This window comes from Bradyrhizobium sp. 23 (assembly GCF_023073295.1).
Lineage (GTDB): Bacteria > Pseudomonadota > Alphaproteobacteria > Rhizobiales > Xanthobacteraceae > Bradyrhizobium > Bradyrhizobium canariense_D.
The window spans coordinates 1-531 of the sequence record NZ_JADPJF010000065.1 but is presented as its reverse complement, the minus strand read 5'-3'; the positions used below and the strand labels follow the sequence as shown (position 1 = coordinate 531).

The window sequence follows — 531 nt, the reverse complement described above, 5'->3', positions numbered from 1 at the left end:
TGTACCTCGCATCTAAGCTAACGTAATCTCCACGCATGCCGAAGCGTGCGGCTCGAGCTCAAGAGCGAGAGGCCACCAAGCGTCATCAGCAGTACACCGAACCAGGCCGTCCAGCTGCGCGCTTCGCCGTGCGCCTCTGCAGTGCGCGCGCCCAGCGGCATATCTTGAGGTGCGTCGGCGAGAAGCTGCCCAACGTCGACTTGGCCCGGCACGGAGTGTTCGGAGGTGATCTGGTTGGGAAGATCGACAATGGGGGCCGCCGACCCCGTGCCGAGATTGGAAGCGGCATCAGCTACCTTCATTTCGGGTACAGGCGGCTGAGATTGCTCGGGCGGTGCGGAGCGCAGCACCTCCGCGCGCGCATCAACGACCGCGCTCCACCTCGTCCCGTTCTCGTCCAAACTGGCGCTGCGGTCTTTGGCCATGCGAGCCCGAATGGGCTTCTTCACCGTCGCGATGCCCTCGGCCAGGAACCAGCATTTGCGGCGACCGTCCATTCGGTAGACCCAATGCTGTCCACCAGTGGTCGAG

Annotated in this window: 1 protein-coding gene; it reads right to left on the bottom strand. The window is 64.0% G+C overall.

The features are described from left to right. Positions 1-17: 17 nt before the first annotated feature. Positions 18-531 (bottom strand): hypothetical protein (locus tag IVB32_RS17780; protein WP_247410841.1); only part of this gene is annotated, 514 nt, incomplete at its 5' end.